This window comes from Kitasatospora sp. NPDC059577 (genome assembly GCF_042735475.1).
Taxonomy (GTDB): Bacteria; Actinomycetota; Actinomycetes; order Streptomycetales; family Streptomycetaceae; genus Kitasatospora.
Genome location: NZ_JBHWBZ010000003.1, coordinates 256072 through 274906, shown reverse-complemented (window position 1 = coordinate 274906; position 18835 = coordinate 256072). Strand labels below are relative to the sequence as shown.

Annotated in this window: 19 protein-coding genes; 11 read left to right on the top strand and 8 right to left on the bottom strand. The window is 75.6% G+C overall.

The window, feature by feature from the left end; all coding sequences use genetic code 11:
- Positions 1-115: 115 nt before the first annotated feature.
- A complete protein-coding gene (locus ACFV0O_RS05205) occupies positions 116-709 on the bottom strand; it encodes a hypothetical protein (protein WP_380336572.1) in 594 nt (197 codons plus the stop codon).
- 105 nt (positions 710-814) lie between these two features.
- On the opposite strand from ACFV0O_RS05205, the gene ACFV0O_RS05200 reads away from it, so the two are divergent.
- From ACFV0O_RS05200 to ACFV0O_RS05175, 6 genes are all read left to right on the top strand, one after another.
- Positions 815-1513, top strand: coding sequence for a hypothetical protein (locus ACFV0O_RS05200; protein WP_380336569.1), 699 nt, complete (start codon positions 815-817; stop codon positions 1511-1513).
- 6 nt (positions 1514-1519) lie between these two features.
- Positions 1520-3496, top strand: coding sequence for an ABC transporter permease (locus ACFV0O_RS05195; RefSeq protein ID WP_380336566.1), 1977 nt, complete (start codon positions 1520-1522; stop codon positions 3494-3496).
- Between the two features lie 261 nt (positions 3497-3757).
- Positions 3758-4642, top strand: coding sequence for an ABC transporter ATP-binding protein (locus ACFV0O_RS05190; RefSeq protein ID WP_380336563.1), 885 nt, complete (start codon positions 3758-3760; stop codon positions 4640-4642).
- Positions 4642-5334 carry an ABC transporter ATP-binding protein gene (locus ACFV0O_RS05185; protein WP_380336560.1) on the top strand — a complete coding sequence of 231 codons (693 nt, stop codon included), beginning with the start codon at positions 4642-4644 and terminating at the stop codon, positions 5332-5334. Before ACFV0O_RS05190 ends, ACFV0O_RS05185 begins: the two co-directional genes overlap by 1 nt.
- A 130-nt stretch (positions 5335-5464) precedes the next feature.
- The gene (locus ACFV0O_RS05180; RefSeq protein ID WP_380336558.1) at positions 5465-5992 is read left to right on the top strand and encodes a ferredoxin; all 528 of its coding nucleotides are present in this window, start codon (positions 5465-5467) and stop codon (positions 5990-5992) included.
- Positions 5993-6293: 301 nt separating this feature from the next.
- Positions 6294-6740: a hypothetical protein gene (locus tag ACFV0O_RS05175; protein ID WP_380336556.1), complete on the top strand. Its 447-nt coding sequence runs from the start codon at positions 6294-6296 to the stop codon at positions 6738-6740.
- Positions 6741-7073: 333 nt separating this feature from the next.
- On the opposite strand, the gene ACFV0O_RS05170 is transcribed toward ACFV0O_RS05175, so the two are convergent.
- Together ACFV0O_RS05170 and ACFV0O_RS05165 are read right to left on the bottom strand one after the other, a co-directional pair.
- Positions 7074-7850, bottom strand: a complete 777-nt coding sequence (locus tag ACFV0O_RS05170) for a GNAT family N-acetyltransferase (RefSeq protein WP_380336554.1) — start codon at positions 7848-7850, stop codon at positions 7074-7076.
- A 4-nt stretch (positions 7851-7854) separates the two neighbouring features.
- Positions 7855-8343: a MerR family transcriptional regulator gene (locus ACFV0O_RS05165; RefSeq protein WP_380336552.1), complete on the bottom strand. Its 489-nt coding sequence runs from the start codon at positions 8341-8343 to the stop codon at positions 7855-7857.
- Positions 8344-8413: 70 nt separating this feature from the next.
- Between ACFV0O_RS05165 and ACFV0O_RS05160 the strand changes: the two genes are divergently transcribed.
- Together ACFV0O_RS05160 and ACFV0O_RS05155 are read left to right on the top strand one after the other, a co-directional pair.
- Positions 8414-9346 (top strand): NAD(P)-binding domain-containing protein, encoded by a 933-nt coding sequence (locus tag ACFV0O_RS05160; RefSeq protein WP_380336549.1) that lies wholly within the window; start codon positions 8414-8416, stop codon positions 9344-9346.
- 145 nt (positions 9347-9491) lie between these two features.
- Positions 9492-9710 (top strand): hypothetical protein, encoded by a 219-nt coding sequence (locus ACFV0O_RS05155; RefSeq protein ID WP_380336548.1) that lies wholly within the window; start codon positions 9492-9494, stop codon positions 9708-9710.
- 71 nt (positions 9711-9781) lie between these two features.
- Here the strand turns inward: ACFV0O_RS05155 and ACFV0O_RS05150 are convergent, their stop codons facing one another.
- The 5 genes from ACFV0O_RS05150 to ACFV0O_RS05130 all read right to left on the bottom strand — a co-directional run bounded on the left by ACFV0O_RS05150 (position 9782) and on the right by ACFV0O_RS05130 (position 13598).
- Positions 9782-10159 carry a nuclear transport factor 2 family protein gene (locus ACFV0O_RS05150; protein ID WP_380336546.1) on the bottom strand — a complete coding sequence of 126 codons (378 nt, stop codon included), beginning with the start codon at positions 10157-10159 and terminating at the stop codon, positions 9782-9784.
- A 267-nt stretch (positions 10160-10426) separates the two neighbouring features.
- A complete protein-coding gene (locus ACFV0O_RS05145; protein WP_380336543.1) occupies positions 10427-10765 on the bottom strand; it encodes a hypothetical protein in 339 nt (112 codons plus the stop codon).
- On the bottom strand, positions 10762-11397 hold the full coding sequence (locus ACFV0O_RS05140) for an exonuclease domain-containing protein (RefSeq protein ID WP_380336541.1): 636 nt from the start codon (positions 11395-11397) through the stop codon (positions 10762-10764). The genes ACFV0O_RS05145 and ACFV0O_RS05140 overlap by 4 nt, the downstream gene beginning before the upstream one ends.
- A 171-nt stretch (positions 11398-11568) precedes the next feature.
- Entirely contained in the window at positions 11569-12360 is a 792-nt protein-coding gene (locus ACFV0O_RS05135; protein ID WP_380336538.1) for an SDR family NAD(P)-dependent oxidoreductase, read from the bottom strand.
- 308 nt (positions 12361-12668) lie between these two features.
- A complete protein-coding gene (locus ACFV0O_RS05130; protein ID WP_380336535.1) occupies positions 12669-13598 on the bottom strand; it encodes an NADP-dependent oxidoreductase in 930 nt (309 codons plus the stop codon).
- A 148-nt stretch (positions 13599-13746) separates the two neighbouring features.
- Between ACFV0O_RS05130 and ACFV0O_RS05125 the strand changes: the two genes are divergently transcribed.
- From ACFV0O_RS05125 to ACFV0O_RS05115, 3 genes are read left to right on the top strand one after another with little or no spacing between them, the layout of a single operon-like run.
- Entirely contained in the window at positions 13747-15213 is a 1467-nt protein-coding gene (locus ACFV0O_RS05125; RefSeq protein ID WP_380336534.1) for a LuxR C-terminal-related transcriptional regulator, read from the top strand.
- A 60-nt stretch (positions 15214-15273) separates the two neighbouring features.
- Positions 15274-15792 (top strand): protein phosphatase, encoded by a 519-nt coding sequence (locus tag ACFV0O_RS05120; protein ID WP_380336532.1) that lies wholly within the window; start codon positions 15274-15276, stop codon positions 15790-15792.
- A gap of 5 nt (positions 15793-15797) precedes the next feature.
- Positions 15798-18773, top strand: coding sequence for an NACHT domain-containing protein (locus tag ACFV0O_RS05115; RefSeq protein ID WP_380336531.1), 2976 nt, complete (start codon positions 15798-15800; stop codon positions 18771-18773).
- Positions 18774-18835: the final 62 nt, after the last annotated feature.

Sequence of the window (18835 nt, the reverse complement as noted above, 5' to 3'; positions counted from 1 at the left end):
GCGCGCCCCGCGGCGCGCGGGGGCGGGGGGGGGGCGCCCCCGCCCCCCCCGCCGCGGGGGGGGGGGGGGCCGCCCCGGGCGCCCCCCCCCCCCCCCCGCCGCCACGGGCGGGTCGTCAGCTGCATCCGGGAATCGGGGTCCCGCTGGCGCCGCCCGCCTGGGTCAGCAGCCCGCACAGGGTCGAGCGGGACACCTTCCAGGTGCCGTTCTCCAGGACGGCCTGACCGGAGGCGCTGGGCTCGACCACCGTGCCCTGGAGCGACAGCGAGTAGGTCACCGTCGCGTGGGAGGAGTCGGCGAACGAGACGTCGGTGACCTTCGCCTGCACCTGGCCGACCCGCGGGTCCTGCGAGAAGCCCTGCAGCACCGGGAGCAGCTGGTCACCGCCCTGGAGCAGCACGGCCTTGTCCGGGATCGGGGTCGCGGGGTCGAAGAACTTCTCCCAGTTGGTGGTGATCTCCGTCTTGGCGGCGGCCGCGTCGGCGGGGGCACTGCCGGTCGGGCTCGCGGCGGCGGTGCCGGTGGCGGTGCCCGTCGGACTCGCGGCGGCGGTCGAGCCGGCGCTCGCCGGGGAGCTCGCCGAGGACCCGGACGTGCTGCTGCTACTGCACGCGGCCGCCGTGCCCGCCAGCACCAGGGCGAGCAGCACGCTCGCCGTCCGCAGGGCCCGGCCGTCGCCCGTGGGGGCGCCGCTTCGCGTCACGTGCATGGTGTTCCCTCTCGACTGCGCCGCCCGGGCCGGTCTCCCGGTCTCCCGGATGCTGTTCCAGGCCGATCCTGGAAACGTCTCAGGTGACACCATGAAGGCGGATCCATGGACGAATCGCAATCCGACGGAGAAATCACCCGTAACGCCCCAAAGGGTTCCCCCGTCCGGGGTGGCGCGTTCCGGGGCGGGGCGCTCCGGGGCGCGCGCGAGTGGGTGGGCTGGCTGCTCGTCGCGGTGGGGGCCGTGCTGTGCGTGCTCGGCTGGTACGGGGTCTCCGGAGAACCGTTCGTCGAACAGCAGGTCCCCTATCTGGCCTCGTCCACGATCCCGGGCGCGGCACTGATCGTGGCCGGCGCCGTCGTGGTCGCGCTACGGCCGCCGGCCCCGCCGGAACCCGGCAGCCTGACCGACCGCCGGATCGAACGGCTCTACGAGCTGCTCGTCGAACCGTCCGGCACCGGAACCGGTACGGACAGCACCGGACGGGATCCCGCACCGGACCCCGGGCAGGCCACCGGGCAGGACGCCGGACCCGCCGTCGTACCGGACCCCGCCGACCCCACCGACACGGCCGACAGAGCCGACACGGCCGGACCGGACGCCCCGGCGTGGCTGGCCGTCCCCGAGGGCACCCGCTACCACCGTCCGGACTGCCCGCTGGTCACCGGGAAGGCCCGGGCCGCACCGGTCGGCCCGGACGCCGTCCGGGCCCGGGGCCTGACGCCCTGCCCGCTCTGCTCGCCCCGCCCGCCGGACCGCGGCCCCGACACCCGTCCGGGCGGATCCGCCCCGCCGGCCGGGTGAACGCCCATGACCACCGCACTGCTCACCGCGGCCCCCGACTCGCTCGGCCTGACCGTCGACCTCGCCCTCGCCGGCCTCACCGTCGGCAGCGCCGCCGCCCTCAGCGGCATCGGCCTCGTCGTCTGCCACCGCGCCACCGGAGTGCTCAACGTCGCGCAGGGCGCCCAGGCCATGGCCGTCGCCTACCTGCTGCGCGACCTCGTCGTGGTGCGGCACTGGCCGGTCTGGCCGGCCGTCGCCTGCTGCCTGCTGGTCGTCGCCCCCGCGCTGGGCGTCCTGCTCGACGTCCTGGTGTACCGCCCGCTGCAGCGGCGCGGCGCCGGACCGGCCGAGACCATGGTCGCCGGACTCGGCGTGTTCGTGCTGCTCATCGGCGTGGCCGTGCTGCTCTGGGGACCGGCACCGCTGGCCGGCGCCCCCTCCCCGCTCGGCGGCGCCGCGATCCGCCTGCCCGGCGGACACGGCCTCCGACCCGACACCGTCGCCCAGCTCGCCGCCATCCTCATCCTCGGCCTCACCGTCTTCGCCACCACCCGGTGGACCCGCTTCGGCCTCCGGCTGCGCGCCGTGGTCGACGACCGCCGCCTCGCCGCCCTCACCGGTGTCGACGCCGACCGAGTGTCCGCCGTCGGCTGGGCCTTCGGCACCTTCACCGCAGGCCTGGTCGGCATCGCCCTCGCGCCGTACCTGCTCCTCGACCCGTACGGGCTGCCGCTCCTGGTGATGGAGACCATGGCGGTCGCGGTCGCCGCCCGGCTGCGCAGCATCCCGGTCGCCGTCGCCACCGGGCTCGCCCTCGGCATCGCCCAGTCCGAGCTCACCCGGCTCCACCCCTCCGGGCAGCTGCTGCCGCTGGTCCAGGCGGTGCAGTCCAACCTGTTCGTGATCGCGCTGCTCGTCACCGCCCTGCTCGCCGGACCCCACCTCGGCGGGGAACGGACCGGGACCACACCACTGCCCGCCCGCCGCCCGGGGAGCGGGCGCGGACGCCAGGCCGGGGCCGTCTGCCTGGTGCTGCTCCTGCTGCCGCTCGGCTTCCGGGGCAACGACCTGCGCAGCGCGCTGCTCGTCCCCGCGCTCGCCCTCGTCCTGCTGTCGATCGTCGTCGTCACCGGATACGGCGGACAGATCTCGCTCGGCCAGGCCGGGTACGCGGGGCTCGGCGCGCTCGGCACCGGACTGCTGATGTCCGGACGCGTCCCCGGCCTCCCACCGCTGCCCGCCGCGCCCGCGCTGCTGATCGCCGTCCTCACCACCGCGCCGCTCGGCGTGCTCACCGGCTGGCCCGCGATCCGACGGCGCGGGCTCGCCCTCGCCCTGGTCACCTTCGCGGTGGGGATGGCCATGAGCCGCTTCGTCTTCCAGCAGCCGTACGCCACCACCGGGCTGGTGCTCGACCGCCCCTCCTTCCTGACCGGCGACCGCGCCTTCTACCTCGCCGAACTCCTGCTCCTCGGCCTCGGACTGCTCGCCGTCCGCGGCCTGCACCGGGGCCGCCTCGGCCGGGCCCTGACCGCCGTACGGGACCACGAACCGGGCGCCGTCGCGGCCGGCGTGGACGTCCCCGGCCTCAAGCTCTTCGCCTTCGTGGTGGGCGCGGCCCTCGCCGCACTCGGCGGCGGCCTGATCGGCCTCGCCGGACGCGCCTTCGACCCCTCCGACTTCGACCCGGTGCGCGGCCTCCTCTGGTTCGCGGCCGTCGTCGTCGCCGGCGCCGACAGCGCCCTCGCCGCAGTCCTGGCCGCCGCCCTCCTCATCGGCCTCGACGCCGGCACCGTCGCCGGTGTCTCCGCCGTCGCCGTCGGCGCCCTCGCCACCGTCATCGGCCGCCTCCCTGGCGGCCTCGCCGCTCTCCCCCTCCCCCGGCACCGCCCACCTCCGGCGCGGCCCCCGACGCTCCCCCCGTCCCGGCTCAGCCCGGCGGGGCGCCGCGTCCGCGCGGCGATCGCCGCGCGGCAGGCGAGAGGGGAACGGACGTCATGAGCAACCCTCATGACACCCCGAGGAACCGCGCGGCGACGCCCCATGAGCAGCGCTCATGCCATGGCACCGGGGCCGGGAGCAGCACCGGCACCCGTGCCCGCACCCACACCTGTGCCCGCACCCGACGAGGGTCCATGAGCAGCGCTCATGCCACCCCCGGCGGCGCGGAACACCGAGCAGCCATGAGCACCGCTCATACCGCTCATACCGCCACACGGCCCGCTGCCCGAGCGGCGGTCTCGGCACACCGATGGGGTCCCCATGAGCACCACTCATGACCGGCCCGCCGCACGCCTCACCGCCCGGGGCATCGTCCGACGCTACGGGGGGATCGAGGCGGTGGCCGGGGTGGACCTGGTGGCGCTGCCGGGGCGGATCACGGCGCTGGTCGGACCGAACGGGGCGGGCAAGAGCACCCTGTTCGACTGCCTCGCCGGCACGGCACGCCCCGACGCCGGACGCGTGCTGCTCGGCGGCCGGGACGTCACCGGGCTGCCCGCGCACCGGCGGGTACGACTCGGATTGGCCCGTACGTTCCAGCAGATCGCCGTCTTCCCCACCCTCTCGGTGGCCGACAACGTCCGGGTGGGTGCCGAGCAGCGGACCGGGCGAACCGCACGGGCCGGGCGAGCTGGGCGAGTCGGGCGAGCTGGGCCGCCCCGACCGGCCGGGTGGCTCGGGCTCCCAGGGCGGACCGCAGCCGTCGAGGCCCGGGCCGTGCCGGAGCGGGCCCTGTCGGAGCGGGCCTCCCTGCCGGAGCAGGCCTCCGTGACGGAGCGGACCGCCGGGGCGCTGCGGCTGTTCGGACTGCAGGACGTCGCCGCTGAGCCGGCCGGGGAGCAACCCACCGGCGTGCTGCGCCTGGTGGAACTGGCCCGGGCCCTGGCGAGCAGGCCCCGGGTGCTGCTGCTGGACGAGCCCGCGGCCGGGCTCGACGCCGCGCAGACCGCCCGGCTGGTGTCCGTGCTGCGGGGCCTCGCCGAACAGGGCATGGCACTGTTGCTGGTCGAGCACGACGCCGAGCTGGTCGCCGAACTCGCCGACGCCGTCTACGTGATGGCCGAGGGCCGGATGATCGCGGGCGGCCCGGCCGCGACGGTCCTCGCCGACCCGCGTGTCACCCGGGCCTGGGGGGCGGTGACCTGATGCCCGTCGAAGCCGCCCTCCGCGCCGCCCGGGTCCGGTACGGCCCGTTGGAGGCCCTGCACGGAGTGGACCTCGCGTTCCCCTCCGCCGCCGTGACCGTCCTGCTCGGCCGCAACGGCGCCGGGCGGACGAGCGTGCTGCACGCCCTCGCCGGGGTCGTTCCGCTGTCGGGCGGACGGGCGGTGTGGCGGGGCCGGGACGTCGGCGGACTGTCGGTGCACCAGCGGGTACGGCGGGGGCTGGCGCTCGTCCCGGCCGAACGCGGGGTCTTCGCGTCGCTGACCGTCGCCGAGAACCTGGGCCTGGGCGGGCCGGGGCAGCAGGACGCGCTGGAACTCTTCCCGGAGTTGACCACGCTGCTGCACCGCCGGGCGGGCAATCTCTCGGGCGGCCAGCAGCAACTGGTGGCCGTCGGCCGGGCCGTGGCGGCGCGGCCGTCCCTCCTCCTGCTCGACGAGCCCGAACGCGGACTGGCCCCGGCCGTCGCCGCCCGGCTGCACGCCCGCCTGCTGGCCGACGCCGCCGCCGGCCGTACGGTCGTGCTCACGGCGCAGTCGCTGCCGCGCACGCTCAGCGGGGCGGCGGTGGTGCACGTGCTGCACCGGGGCGAGGTCGTCTTCTCCGGTGAGCCCGGGGAGACCACCGGCCTGCCGACCGAGATCGGCCGCCACGACCCGACGGACGTCCCATGAGTCGAGGAGTCAGCGGGCGAGTGGGTGGGTCCGGTGCGTTCAGGCACTCCGCTTCTCCCATTCGATCGAGCACTCCCCTCCTCCCGCCGGCTGCCCGTTCCGGCGCGAACGGATGTCCTGACCTCGGCAGATGACGCTCTCCTTCGACCCGGTGGCCGTCCTCGGCGACGACCGCGATGCCTTTCGGGGCCGTTGGGAGGACCGGCTGTGGCTCAACGTCCCCGGGCTCCTCTACGGCGGGGAGACCGACAACTGCTGGACAGGGCGGCTTTCGGCACCCTCCCATGTCCTCTCCGGAGGCGAGTACCTCACCGAGTACGTCTACCGCCGGCCCCGAACGCCTGCGGACACGGCCCTGCTGGTCGAGGCGGCGGACAACGACCCGCTCCTCGGGTACGGCTGTGACGGCGACTCACGGTGGACACCGGAAACCGTCCGGGAGTGGTGGCGTGACCGCGGCCGGGTCCTGCAGTACCTGACCGACCACCGGAGCACATGGGACGAGGGCGATGCCTGGGCGCGCCAGGACACGGCCGCTGCCGTCCGCGAGTTCGAGCGCTACATCGCCGGTGGCCTGGCAACCGACCTGCGGATCTACCTCTACTGGCTGGAGGAGCGGCGGTCCCCCACGCCCGCTGACCGGTTGCCCGAGTTGTAGCCTCGCGCGGCGAGTGCGTGGGCTCGCTGGGACCGAGCCGTGGCCTCGTCGTACGATGTGCCGGTTCTGTCGTCACGGACGTGCCGCGCGGTCACGGCCTTCTTCCTGCCGGACGGGGCCTCGGTGGGTTCTGTCAGGGGGGAACGAGCGGTGAACCACTTCCGCGTCCGAACGGACGCGCTGCCATGGCCGGCGCACGCGCTGCGGCATCCGGACACCCGGATCGACGGCGGCGCCGGGCAGGAGTGCGGGCGCCGGAAGCCGCACCCCGTCGGCGGCGCCCCGGACTGGCACCGGTCGTATGAGTGAAGGACAGCGCCCCCCGCTCCGGCTCCGGGCCGGCGGCCCGCTGCTGCTCGGCGGCCTCGGATGGGCGTTCGGCGTCCCGGCCCTCCTCGCGGACGGCACGATCCAGGGGCTCGTGAGCCGCTGCCACGACAGCCCCGGTGCCCCGGCGCCGGTGCTGCCGCTCGCCTGGGCCGGACTGGCGCTGGGCATCGCCGCGGTGTGCTGGGGCGGTGGGCAACTCGTCGTCGCCGTCCGGCGCAAGGCGCTCCGGATCGGGGCGGGGCACGCCCTGCTCTGCGTGCTGCTGCCGGTGGCGGTGATCGGCGTGCCACTCCAGTACGCCCTGGCGCAGACCGCCGCGCACGACACCGGGGTGCAGCACAGTACCTGCTTCGGGCAGGGCCGCCTCGCGGGCGAGGCCGATCCGGCGGCCGTCCGTCAGGTGCGGTTCCGGGTCTGACCGCTGCCGGGCGGGCACTCACCCGGACGCGACTCCGAGCCCGACACCGAGCCCGACTCCGAGTCCGGCCGCGAGCCCGACACCGACAGCGATCCCGAGAGCGATCCCGAGTTCGGCGGCGTGGCGAAGGAGGAACACGCTGCGGCTCCCTTCCCGGGTGCCCCGACGGCCCCCGTTCGTGATGCCTCGACGATGCCCCCCGTCGCCCCTCCCCCACATGTACCGAACGGCACAACCTGCCCGGCAACACCCCCTGTGCCCCTGCCGATCGGCAGGGGCACAGGAACGTCGAAGGGCCCGGCGCCCCGCGCGCGGGAGGCGGGGCACCGGCCCCTACGGCCGGTACACGTACGGCGTCGTCGTGCTCAGCCGGGCGAAGCCGAGGCGTTGGAGGATGGGGCGACTGTCGTCGCTGGCGTCGACCTGAAGGTAGTGGTAGCCGAGGTCGGCGGCGAGGCGCGCGCGGTACGCGACGAGGGCGCGGTAGATGCCCCGCCCGCGCCAGTCGGGGGCGGTGCCGCCGCCCCACAGGCCGGCGAATCCGGTGCCGGGGTTCAGTTCCATCCGGGCCGCGGACACCGGGCGGTCGCCGGCCAGGGCCACGACCATGCTGACGGTGTCGGTGCCGTGCCGGAGGTGGTCGAGCAGGCGCTGCCGCAGACCCGGCAGGTCCGTGCCGAAGGCCTGCGTGTGGGCCTCCACCACGAGGTCGACCCCGGCCGGGTCGGTCACGGGGTGCAGCCGCACGCCGTCGGGGACGACGACCTCGGTGGGCAGGTCGGCGATCCGGGCGATCATCAGCGCCTCGTCCGGCTCGGGCGTGAACCCGGCCGCGCGCAGCCGGTCCCCGAGGTCGGCGGGGCGGTCGTGGGAGTAGGCCTTCCACTCGAACTCCAGACCCAGCGCGGTGAAGTGGCGCACCTGTCCGGCGATCGCCGCGTCCGCCCCGGCCTCGTCCAGGCCCGACCACACCACGCCGTTCCAGTCGTCCGGTCCGCCCACCTGCCGCACCACCGCCCCGTCGCGCTCGACGCGGACTCCGGGGCCGTCGGACTGCGCGTTGCGCCGGACACGCTCGTCGAACAGGGCGAGCACCTCGTCATGATCCATCCGCTCACTCCAGCACGGCCCGGGACCGCACGCCATCGAGTTTCCGGCCGGTCGCCTCCCCGGGGCCGGCCGACGAGGACGAGGCGGACCCCACCGCGGACCGCGCGGCGGCCGGCCGGGCCGCGAGGATCACCTCGCTCGGCGCGTCCGCGCCCATGATGGTGTCCAGCAGGGCGCGGGCCGCGGCGAGTTCGTCCATCTGCCGGGTGATCCTGGCGCGTTCCCGGGCCAGGCCCTCGCGCAGTTCCGGGCAGGTCGGACCGGGGCGGCGGCGCCCCGGGGGCGGCAGTCCCGGCAGGATCTCGGCGATCACCGCGCTGTTGAGGCCGGCCGCGAGGAGGGTGCGGATGCCGTGGACGGCGTCGACGTCCCCCTCGTCGTACGCGCGGTAGCCGCTGGGTCGGCGCTCGGGGGTGAGCAGGCCCTGTTCCTCGTAGTAGCGCAGGGCGCGCGGGGTGACCCCGGTCCGCCGGGCGAGTTCTCCGATCCGCATCGCGGGCACCTCACGTGGTCGGTCGTCCGCCTTGACTCTGCCGTCGGCGTGAAGGTCTAGCGTAACCGCCGTGCCGAACCGACGATCTTCCTCAACCACCTTTTCCCGTCACGCCGTTGCCGTCCTGGGCCTGGGCCCGATGGGTCGGGCGCTGGCCGGTGCGCTGCTGGCCGCCGGTCACCCGACCACCGTGTGGAACCGCTCCCCGGGGCGGGACGCCGAACTGCTCGCCCTGGGCGCGCGGTCGGCCGCGAGCGCCGCCGAGGCGGTGGCGGACGCCCCGCTCGTCCTGCTCTGCGTCCGCGACCACGCGGCCGCCCGGGCCGTGCTGGACGCCGCCGGGGCGGCCCTGCGCGGCCGGACCGTGGTCAACGCCACCTCGATCGCGCCGGACGAGGCCCGGGCCGATGCCCGCTACGCCGAGGCCCGGGGCTTCCGCCTCCTCGACGCCGCGGTCCTCACCCCCACCCCGACCATCGGCGGCCCCGAGGGCACCGTCCTGCTCAGTGGCGACCCCGAGACCTTCGCCGTGCACGAGGAGACGCTCCGGGCCCTGGGCACCGTGCGTCACGTGGGCGCGGACCCGGGGCGGGCGGCGGCCTACGACGCGGCCCTGCTGGACCTGTTCTGGACCAGCGTGCACGGGTGGGTCCACGCCCTGGCGCTCGCCCGCGCCGAGGGCATCAGCGGCGCCGAACTCGCCCCGTACGCCCAAGGGTTGCCGCGCATCCTGGCCCCGCTGATCGACGACTTCGCCCGGCGCGCGGACGAGCGCCACCACCCGGGCGACCGCAGCAGCCTGGCCTCCGCCGAAGCCGGCCTGACACACGTCGCGCACACCGCCCGGGCACGCGGCCTGGACTCCTCCGTCCTGGACGCCGCGCTCGCCCTCACCCGGCGGGCGGTCGACGCGGGGCACGGGCCCGACGGCGTGTCGGCCCTGGTCGAGTTGCTCTCCGTCCGGTCCTGTGACCGCAGCGGTGCACCGGATCGGCGGTCGTAGCGGTCGGGTGTGCGGCGACGTCCGATCCGATCGCCGGAGGCCCGGTGGAGGACTTCGTCGTCCGGACGGCCACCACCCGCCCCACCAGGCCCGGCCGGCCCTCCACCCGCTGGTCGATCCGCCGACTCGCCGCCTGCCTGCGAAAGTGCACGGCCGCATCGGCCGTGAGGCCTTACGGTGCCTGCCCCGGGGCCGTGGCACCACCTTCCAGCGCACCGGGACCTGGCAGGAGCCGCCCGGCCCCGGGCGCGAGACCAACGCCCGCCGGCTTGACGTCCTCACCGCCCGACACGAGGAACGCGCCCGCGTCCGCAGCGAGAAGGGCATCCGCTGGGGCGGACGCCCCCTCGACACCGCGGCCTGACCAACCGCGAACCGCAGCCCCCGAGCACCGGAGGGGCAGGTCCAGGAGAAGGACCGCGGCAGCAGGACGACTCAGGAGGCGGACGGTTCGATCTCCCCCGCAAAGACGATGACCTGGTCGATGAGGCTCCGCCGCAGATGGACGACGTCCGTTCCCGCCAGGCTGGGACCTCCACCCGGCGTGGTGAAGACCCACCGGTACCGGGCCCACTCGTCAGGCATGTCCACCGCCGAGCAGCGCGTCATCGTCCCGCTCCCCGCCGGGTGGCGCCGGATGTCCAGCACGAACCGCTCGACCGCCGCGATGCCCTCACTGCGACCCAACGGCCCCCAGAAGACCACGTCCGAGGTCAGGGCCTGGGAGAGCAGGGCAGTCACATAGCTGTCGTCCGAGGCGTTGAACGCGGAGATGAACGTGTCGATCGCGGAGCGTGCAATCTCTTCCTGCATACCCCAGTGATACCAGCCGTCGCGTGCACTCGTCCCGCGAGCCGCCTTCCGGTCACGGTGAACCGTCCCGGTCACAGCACCGGGTCGTTCCCGGATCAGCCGGCGTCCGAGGTGACGATGCCGTCCGGGCTGCCCTCGCCGACGGCCTGAGAACGGACCGTCGAGCGGGCCGGAGATCGGGTGTCCCGCCCGGTCCGGGCCCGGGCCCCTCGACGGTCGGTGCGCCGTCCGACGGCGCTGCACCGCTCGCGGGCCTTCCCGTCGGGGTCAGCCGACCGCGGCGGGCCGGTCGGGGTCGAGGGCCGTGGCGGGCCCGGGGTCGAACTCGCAGATCTCCATCCCGGCGAACGACGTGCGGTCCCGGTCGAGTTGCAGCCACACCCGGGGGGCCTCGTCGTCGAGGTGGATCCAGGCGTTGTCGGCACGGGCGGCCGGAGCCGTTCGGAGGTAGGTGCAGGCCGGGGCGCACCGGCACCAGCCGTGGAAGCGCAGCTCCGCCGCGGCCCGGGCCAGGACGGGCTGTCCCCGGGCGGCGAGTTCCGCCTCCAGGAACGACACCAGCGCGGGGTGGACGGCCGCGAGCAGCGGCGGTTCGGTCCCGCTCATCCCGCCGGGCCGTCCGCACGGTCCACGCCCGCCGGGCCGTGCGCGCTGCCCGGGCCGTCCTCGCCTCCCGGGGCCTGCGGCCAGTCGCCGCGCGCCGCCAGGTCCAGGACCAGGGCCGCGATGTTCCACGCGTCGTCGTCGCCCCGGTGGTGGCGGCCCTCCAACGGCAGGCCCGCCAGCGTCAGGGCCTGGGCCATTCCGGGGCGCCGGCGCAGGGTGTGGGAGGCGGTGAAGACGACCTTCGCGTTGGTGTGGCGGTGGCCGAAGGGGTACGGCGTGCCGGTCTGCCGGCACTGACGGGTGAACTGGTTGCGGTCGTAGTCGCCCCAACTGGCCCAGGGCGTCGAGCCGGTGCGGTGCCGGGCCGCCAGCGTCCGGCAGGCTTCGGCGAAGGAGAGTCCGCCGTCCACCTCAGCCTGGGTGAGCCCCGTCAGCTCGGTGCAGAAGGGGCTGACCTTCGATCGGGCCGGGCGCACCAGCAGCCGGTGCTTGGCGAGGCGTTCGCCCGCGCGCAGGTCGACGACGGTGAGCCCGATCTCGATGATCTCGCTGACCTGACCGGGCGGCGGCTGCCCGTCCCAGCACGTGGCTTCGACATCGACCACGTTCAGCAGGTGCTCGTTGACGTCCATGGGGGTGAGCGTAGGGAGGCGCCCCGCACCGGGGCACCCGGTTTTCGGTACCCGCTCCGCCGTGCGTCCGCCCCCGCGTCGGCAGCACGGCCGCACCGGCCGCCACTGCACCGGCCGCCACTGCACCGCCCACCACCGCACCGCCCACCACCGCACCGGCCGCGCCGCGGGTCACTGCGCCAGGTAGCCGCCGTCGACCGGGAGGACGGCGCCGGTGATGAAGGAGGCGTCGTCGGAGGCGAGGAAGAGGACGGCGGCGGCGACTTCGGCCGGGTTGCCGAGGCGGCCCATCGGATGGAGCTTCTCGATCGCCGCGAGGTACTCGGGGCCGCCGGGTTCGTCGCGCAGCCGGGCGACGCGTTCGGTGGTGATGGTGCCGGGGGCGACGGCGTTGACCCGGATGCCGCGGCCGGCCCATTCGACGGCGAGGTGCTTGGTGAGGCCGGAGGCGACGAACTTGGCGGGCCCGTAGACGGCTTGGCCGCGCTGGCCGGCCTCGCCGGAGATGGAGGAGAGGCAGACGACCGAACCGCCGGGCCGTTCCTGGGCGGTCATCGCCTGGATCGCGTACTTGCAGGTCAGGAACATGCCGCGGCCGTCCACGGCCATCACGTGGTCCCAGTCCTCGGCGGTGGCCTCGGTGATCTCCATCAGGGGGAGCACCCCGGCGTTGGCGACCAGGACGTCCAGGCGGCCGTGCCGATCGACGGCGGCCTCGATCATCCGGCGGGCGTCCCCGTCATCGGCCACGTCGCCGACCACCGTACTGACGGCGCCGGGAAGTTGCCCGGCCAACCGGTCCAGCCCCGCGGCGTCGATGTCGGTGGCGACCACCGACGCGCCCTCCAGGACGAACCGCTCGGCGACGGCTCGTCCGATGCCGCTCGCCGCACCCGTCACCACGCAGGAGCGACCGGCCAGCCGACCGGTCGCGGGGCTTCCCGCCGCGTTCTCCGCCACCATGGGCGCGACTCTACCCACCCGAACGGGCGGAATTCGGGCTTCCGTCACCGTCCCGCCCTTTGGCGCGTCGGCCGGGTGACGCACCCGGGGAGACCGATCAGGGAGACCGACCGGGGAGACCGACCGGGCACGCATCACCCGGGACACGCCGCGGCAGGGGACGGACGCCGCCCACCGCGGCCGCCCGCCCGGTCCGCCCGGTGAGCGGTCCGGCCGGTGGGCGGTGCGGCAGGCGGCAGGCGGCACGGCGGAGTGCGGAGTGCCGGGTTCCTGGTGCGGCGTGCCGGGTACGGGCGGCGCCGCCGCCGTCAGACCGTGAGGACGATCTTGCCGCGCAGGTGCCCCTGCTCACTCACCCGCTGCGCCTCGGCGGCCTCCGCCAGCGGGAACACCCGGTGCAGCGGCAGCCGCAGGGTGCCGGCCTCGTGCAGGGCGATCGCGGCCGCGTAGGCGCGCCGGTGGTGGAACTCGACGCCGTCGGCGCCGCCGGTGAAGCGGACGCCGTACTGCTCCGCGCCCACGAAGTCGGCGATGGTCAGGACCCGGTCCGCGCTGCCCGTCAGCTCGACGGACAGCGGCAGCACCCCGCCCTGCCCGGCCGCGTCCAGCGCGCGGTCCACCCCGCCCGGGGCGGCTGCCCGCACCCGCTCGGCCAGGCCCTCGCCGTACGTCACGGGGATCGCACCGAGTTCGCGCAGGTGGTCGTGGTTGGCCTCGCTCGCGGTGCCGATCACGGTGATTCCGCGGGCCCGGGCGAACTGCAGCAGCACGGTGCCGACCCCGCCCGCCGCGCCGTGCACCAGCAGGGTCTCGCCCGCCCGCACGCCGAGGACGTCGAGTGCCCGCTCGGCGGTCTCGGCGGCCACCGGGATCGCCGCCGCCTCCTCCCAGCCGAGCGAGGCCGGCTTGCGGGCCAGCATCGCGGCGGGCACCAGCGCGTGTTCGGCGTAGCCGCCGCCCATCACGGCGCCGAACACCTCGTCGCCGGGGGCGAAGCCGGTCACGCCCTCACCGAGGGCCTCCACCACGCCGGCCAGCTCGTAGCCGTTCACGGCCGGGAAGGCGACCGGGAAGAGCCCGGCCATCGCGCCGCTGCGCACCTTGTGGTCGAGCGGGTTGACGCCCACCGTGCGGACCGCGACCCGGACCTGGCCGGGCCCGGGGGCGGGCAGCTCGATGTCGATCGGGCGCAGCACGTCCGCGCCGCCGTACTCGTGGAAGGCGATCGCCTTGGTCATGGAAGGTCCTTGGGGTTCGGAGGAGTTGCTTCTTGCGACGGTTCCCATCCTGGTCCGGGCCCGATGACCGGGGACCCTGCCGTTCGGCCGGTTCGACCCGTCCGAACGGCCAGGTCGATCCGGTCGCGACCGGACTAGGCTCGGCCCCATGGATCGTGTGGACGGCGTGCGCGGGACGAGCGGCACGGGCAGCGCGGGCAGGACGACCGGCGCGGACGGTGCGGGCGGTACGGACGAGGCCTGGCGGGAGTCCTGGGGCCGCCCGGAGGACGCGCTGGCGCGGGCCGTCGAGGTGCTGCGCACGCCGCGGCCCGACCTCCTGCTCCGTCTCTCCCGGATGCTCGGCACGCTCGTCCCGCACGTGGCGGTCGCCCAGCTCAGCGGCGTCTGCACGCACTCCCCCGCCCACGCCCACGGCCTGCCGGAGCTGACCGAGGGGGTCAGCAGCCTGGAGCTGTCCCGGCTGGCCGAGCGCACCACCGCGACCACCTGGGTCGGCCGCCCCTGGCAGGGCGAGGCCGAACTCGCGGGCCGCACCCGGCCGGTGGTCGTCGTCTCGGCGGCCTCGGGCGGTGCGCAGGGTGACGACGAATCGGACACCGCCGCCGCACCGGGCCACGCCGGCGGCGCCGTCCTGGTGCTCGTCCGGGCCGACACCACCCCCGTGCCGCCGGGGGCACTCGCCGTCCTGCAGCACCTGTGGGAGCTGGTCATCGCCCATTCCGACCACCGCGCCACCGACGCCGGGCCCAAGCACGCGGCGGTCTCCCGTGCCTCCGCCACCGCCCGCGCCCGGGCGATCGCCGAGTTCACCGGCACGCACAGTGCGGCGCTCAGCGCGGTCCTGGCGCCGTTGCGCTCGGCCGACCTGGACGACGCGACCGCGCGCCGCAGCGCCACCGAACTGGCCGTCACCGCCCTGCTCGACCTGCGCCGGGGCGCCGATCTGGACCGCACGCTCAGCGAGGAACCCGCCGACGCCGCCTTCGCCCGGCTCGCCCGGGAGCTGCGCCCGCTGCTGCGGCACACCCGGGTGCGGCTGGACGCGGCGCCGCCGGCCGGGGCGGCCCGCTCGGTGCCGGCCGATGCCGCACGCACCGCCCGGGAGGCCGTCCGGGCGGCCGTCCTGCTGATGCTGGAGCAGGAGAAGCCGACCCGGCTGCACGTCAGCTGGCAGTTCACCCCGGAGGACGCCCTGCGGGCGGTGGTCCGCGGCGACGGCCTGGGCGTGCTGGCCGTCGACGCCCTCGCCGTCCACCGCACCGACGACCGCATCGCGGCCCTCGGCGGCCGCTGCACCGTCGAGGCCGTTCCCGGCTGGGGCACCACGGTGACGGTCGACCTGCCGCTCTCCCTCCCCGAACCGGCCCCCGGCCCCACCACCGATCCCGTGGACGGTCTCCAGCCGAGGGAGTCGGAGGTGCTCGACCAGCTCGCCCAGGGCCGCCGCAACCGCGAGATCGCCGCCGCACTGCACATCAGTGAGTCGACGGTGAAGTTCCACGTCGCCAACATCCTGGCGAAGCTGGGCGTGGCCTCGCGCGGCGAGGCGGCCGCCCTGGCCCACCGCGCCGGGCTCCCCGGCAGGAGGACGGGCCTGCACGTGGCGTCCTGAGCCCGGGCTGCCCGTACCGGGCGGGGCCGCTCCGGCCCGCTCCGCCCACAGAATGGTTCCATGACCGACCCGACCGGCCCGACCGGCCCTGCCGTCCCGAAGACCCCGACCGGCCCCGCCGTCCCGAGCACCCCGACCGGCCCGGTCCCCCCACCGGCCACCTGGCCCGCCGACACCCCCGGCCTCCTGCGGCTGCCCTCCGGCCGCCTGCTGCGCGGCCGCGGCCTGAGCCGCCCGCTGCCGCCGGGGCCGCGGCCCGACTTCGGCCTCTACCTGCTGGGCCGCCCGCCGCAGGGCCTCCCGTGGGAGCGGCGCTGGGTCCGCTGGCCCGACTTCCGGCTGCCGAGCGACCGCGCGGACGCGGCCGACGCCTTCCGCGAGGCCTGGGAGCGTTCCGCCGCCGAACGCGTCGAACTCGCCTGCGCCGGCGGGCGCGGCCGCACCGGCACCGCCCTCGCCTGCATCGCGGTGTTGGACGGCGTCCCGGCCGCCGAGGCGGTCGCGTACGTGCGCGAGCACTACAGCCGGCACGCCGTCGAGACGCCGTGGCAGCGGAAGTTCGTGGAGCGGCTAGCCTAGGCGGCATGGGTGGGGATCCAGAGGTTTCGGCGGTCAACCGGGTCACCGTGGACACGATCGCGGGCCACGTCCTCCAGGCCGGAACGATCAACCTGACCTGCGCGGACGGGCCTCCGGTCACCGCCGGTTCGGTGGTGGCCGCCTGCGCCGCGTACGCGCGCCGGGTGCGGGAGACGTACGGGCGCCTGGACCTGGAGGTGCTCACCCCGCTCTCCGATCAGGGCGAGCACCCGGTGGTCGAGCTCCGCGAGGTGTTCGTCACCCCGCAGGTCCGGGAGGACCCGCCGCCGGTGGAGCTGCCCCGCGAGCTGTACCGACGGCTGCTGGCGGACCGGGAGTTCACCGGCGAGGAACTCCCGCCCGGGCTGGGCCGGTCGGCGCTCGAACAGCTGCGTGACGACTACCTGGACCGCCCGACCGAGGACGCGTTCGCCGCCCTGACCGGGCCGCGCGGCCAACGGGTCGTCCTGCTCGGCGACCCCGGTTCGGGCAAGTCGACGCTCGCCCGCTACCTGGCCCTCACGCTCTCCCAGGACGGCGCCGGGCCGCTCGCCCCGCTGGACGGGCTGGTGCCCCTGGTGGTCGAACTGCGCCAGTACGCCGAGGGGCTGTGGCGCGAGCGCACGTTCGAGGACTTCCTCGACCACCGTCACCGCGTCGCCGGGATGTCGCTCCCCGGGCCGGAGTTGCGCCGTCTCCTCGACGAGGGGCGGGTCGTCATCGTCTTCGACGGACTGGACGAGCTCTTCGACCCGGGGGTCCGCGCCGCCGCGGCCGAGCGGATCGCCGCCTTCGCGGCCCGGTACGACCGGGTGCGCGTCGTCGTCACCTCGCGGGTCATCGGCTACCAGCGCGCGGCCCTCGGCGGCGCCGGCTTCACCCACTTCATGCTGCAGGACCTGGATCCCGGCCGGATCGCCGACTTCGCCCGCCGCTGGTACGCGATCTCCTGCCCGGCGGACCCGGAGCTCGCGGCCCGCCTGGTCGACCGCATCACCGGCGCGGTGAACGCCTCCCGCCCGATCCGCGAACTCGCCGGGAATCCACTGCTGTTGACGATCCTCGCCATCATCGGGCGGCGGCGGACGCTGCCCCGGGACCGGCGGGGCGTCTACGAGCACGCGGTGCGGGTCCTGGTCGCCCACTGGGACCGCGACACCAAGCACCTGAGCACCCCGCTGAAGTCCGGTGCCGCCGAGGCGATCGAGCTCCTCGACGACCGCGAGCGCATGGAGCTGCTGCGCCTCCTGGCCCGCCGCATGCAGGAGGGCACCGGCGGCATCGCCGGGAACCACATCCACGCGGCGGAGCTGGAGGCGGTGTTCCAGGAGTACTTCACCCAGTTCGGCCTGCCGCCGCACCAGTGCCTGGCCGCCGCCCGGGCCCTCAGGGACGAGTTGCGCGAGCGCAACTTCATCCTGGCCCGCTACGGCGGCGAGGTGTACGGCTTCGTGCACCGGGCGTTCCTGGAGCACCTGGCGGCGGAGGACGTCGTCCACCGGTACACGGTGCGACGGGAGTGGACGCCGCAGGGCCTGATCGAGGAGGTCTTCGCGCGCCGGGCGGACGATCCGGCGTGGCACGAGGTGCTGCTGCTCGTCGTCAACCAGCTGAGCGAGCCGGACGCGGCCGCGGTGATCGACCACCTGCTGGACCGGCGCGACGAGTCCTCGCTGGTCCTGGCGATCCGGTCGTTGGCCGAGGTGCGGAAGATCGGGCTGCTGCGTGCGCAGAGCGACCGGGCGGTCGACGACCTCACCGGCTTCCTCGCGGAGTACACCTCCTTCGCGTTCCGGGTGGACGCGCTCCTCGCCGCGCTGTCCGCCCTCAGTGCGGTTCCCTCCTGGACCGGGCGCGACCGCTACCTCCGGTGGTTCCACCTCCGGGGCCAGTTCACCTCGTCGACCAGTGTGAAGATCACGGCGGCGGTCACCTGCCACACCGTCATCGGACGTTCCCTCGCCCTCGCCGCCTTCACCTCCCCGAACAACAAGGGTTCCGCCGTCACCGCGCTGGCCCGCCGGTGGGCCGACCACCCCGACATCGTGCCCTCACTGCTGGCCCTGGCCGCCGAACGGTCCACCACCTCGCTCCGGCACAAGGTGCTGGTCGAACTGGCCGAGGGGTGGCCCGACCACCCGGACGTCAGGCCCCTGCTGCCGGAGATCGAGGCGGCCGCGGCCCGGCCGCTGTTCTCCGGCAGCGCCCTGGAGAACCACCGGCCGGCGGACGTCCCGGTCGAGGCGTTCCGCCCGAGGGAACCGGGTGACCCCGAGGTCCTGATGGACCTCGCCGCCAACGGCCGGACGGGTTCCGTCCGGTGCGACGCCCTCCAGTCCCTCGCGGAGTCCTGGACGCGGCACCCCGGCGTCCTTCCGCTGTTCCTCGACCGGGCCGTCGGCGACGTGCAGAACAACGTGCGGGAGGCCGCGGTCCGCGAACTGGCGCGCTGGCGGACCGACGCCCCGGCCGTCCTGCCGGTGCTGCGCGATCGAGCCCTGCACGACCGCAGCCCCAGCACCCGCCGCCGCGCCCTGGAGGGGCTCGCCCGGCTGGACTCCGACGGCCCCGGGACCGTGCTGCTGCTCACCCGGACCGCGACGGGTTCGGAGAACTCCGGGCTGCGGCTGACGGCCCTGGACCTCCTGGCCCGGTACCGGGGTTCGCACCACGAGACGCTCCCGGTCCTGCTCGACCGCGCCACCGCCGACTCCGACGCCACCGTCCGCGCCGCGGCGCTCAGCCACTACGCGGTGCTCGCCCCGGACGACGCCGAGGCCCTCGTCCTCGCCCGGGCGTCGGGCGACCCCGGCCGGAACGTCCGCGGCCAGGCGCTGACCATGCTGGCCTGGCAGTGGCCGGACCACCCCGGGACCTCCGCCGCTCTGGAGCACGCGGCCGCCTCGGACCCGGAGGCGTACGTCCGCGCCACCGCCCGGGAATGCCTCGAAGCCGTCACCCGCCTCGCCGCCTCCACCTGAGCCCACGGACAGGCATCCGCGACCACCACGGCCGCCGCCGACCTCCGGGTCGACACCCAGGC

What these genes read in the sequence shown, in the direction of transcription:
- ACFV0O_RS05205 (WP_380336572.1), bottom strand. Translation starts at nt 709, where the DNA reads ATGCACGTGACGCGAAGCGGCGCCCCCACGGGCGACGGCCGGGCCCTG.
- ACFV0O_RS05200 (WP_380336569.1), top strand. Translation starts at nt 815, where the DNA reads ATGGACGAATCGCAATCCGACGGAGAAATCACCCGTAACGCCCCAAAG.
- ACFV0O_RS05195 (WP_380336566.1), top strand. Translation starts at nt 1,520, where the DNA reads ATGACCACCGCACTGCTCACCGCGGCCCCCGACTCGCTCGGCCTGACC.
- ACFV0O_RS05190 (WP_380336563.1), top strand. Translation starts at nt 3,758, where the DNA reads ATGAGCACCACTCATGACCGGCCCGCCGCACGCCTCACCGCCCGGGGC.
- ACFV0O_RS05185 (WP_380336560.1), top strand. Translation starts at nt 4,642, where the DNA reads ATGCCCGTCGAAGCCGCCCTCCGCGCCGCCCGGGTCCGGTACGGCCCG.
- ACFV0O_RS05180 (WP_380336558.1), top strand. Translation starts at nt 5,465, where the DNA reads ATGACGCTCTCCTTCGACCCGGTGGCCGTCCTCGGCGACGACCGCGAT.
- ACFV0O_RS05175 (WP_380336556.1), top strand. Translation starts at nt 6,294, where the DNA reads ATGAGTGAAGGACAGCGCCCCCCGCTCCGGCTCCGGGCCGGCGGCCCG.
- ACFV0O_RS05170 (WP_380336554.1), bottom strand. Translation starts at nt 7,850, where the DNA reads ATGGATCATGACGAGGTGCTCGCCCTGTTCGACGAGCGTGTCCGGCGC.
- ACFV0O_RS05165 (WP_380336552.1), bottom strand. Translation starts at nt 8,343, where the DNA reads ATGCGGATCGGAGAACTCGCCCGGCGGACCGGGGTCACCCCGCGCGCC.
- ACFV0O_RS05150 (WP_380336546.1), bottom strand. Translation starts at nt 10,159, where the DNA reads ATGCAGGAAGAGATTGCACGCTCCGCGATCGACACGTTCATCTCCGCG.
- ACFV0O_RS05145 (WP_380336543.1), bottom strand. Translation starts at nt 10,765, where the DNA reads ATGAGCGGGACCGAACCGCCGCTGCTCGCGGCCGTCCACCCCGCGCTG.
- ACFV0O_RS05140 (WP_380336541.1), bottom strand. Translation starts at nt 11,397, where the DNA reads ATGGACGTCAACGAGCACCTGCTGAACGTGGTCGATGTCGAAGCCACG.
- ACFV0O_RS05135 (WP_380336538.1), bottom strand. Translation starts at nt 12,360, where the DNA reads ATGGTGGCGGAGAACGCGGCGGGAAGCCCCGCGACCGGTCGGCTGGCC.
- ACFV0O_RS05130 (WP_380336535.1), bottom strand. Translation starts at nt 13,598, where the DNA reads ATGACCAAGGCGATCGCCTTCCACGAGTACGGCGGCGCGGACGTGCTG.
- ACFV0O_RS05125 (WP_380336534.1), top strand. Translation starts at nt 13,747, where the DNA reads ATGGATCGTGTGGACGGCGTGCGCGGGACGAGCGGCACGGGCAGCGCG.
- ACFV0O_RS05120 (WP_380336532.1), top strand. Translation starts at nt 15,274, where the DNA reads ATGACCGACCCGACCGGCCCGACCGGCCCTGCCGTCCCGAAGACCCCG.
- ACFV0O_RS05115 (WP_380336531.1), top strand. Translation starts at nt 15,798, where the DNA reads ATGGGTGGGGATCCAGAGGTTTCGGCGGTCAACCGGGTCACCGTGGAC.